At 56.9% G+C, this 255-nt stretch carries 1 pseudogene; it reads right to left on the bottom strand.

The annotated features are described in order from the left end of the window. Positions 1–255: pseudogene (locus QMX98_RS35175) on the bottom strand (IS21 family transposase); the annotation flags it as partial.

Here is a 255-nt window from a genome sequence, read left to right as displayed (position 1 = left end):
CTGCTCCAGCTCCAGGACTTCTGCCACCGTCAAACCGTTGTACTGCGGATGTACAAGTTCGGCCCAGAGCGTACGACAGCGTTGGCCGAGCCAGACGTTCAGCTCCTCGAAGGTATGGAACATGCAGCTTTGAGCATCGAGCCAGATTCGTCTCCGGCTGTCCTGCACGTTCTTTTCGACGATGCCTTTCTCCCAGCCAGAGGCCACGTTGCAGAAGTCCGGATCGAACAGATAGTGCGCGCACATCACGGAAAA

Origin of the sequence: Pseudomonas sp. PS02303 (assembly GCF_029959925.1) — a bacterium.
Lineage (GTDB): Bacteria > Pseudomonadota > Gammaproteobacteria > Pseudomonadales > Pseudomonadaceae > Aquipseudomonas > Aquipseudomonas mandelii.
The sequence above is the reverse complement of the archived record's forward strand: the minus strand, read 5'-3'. Positions and strand labels throughout refer to the sequence as shown.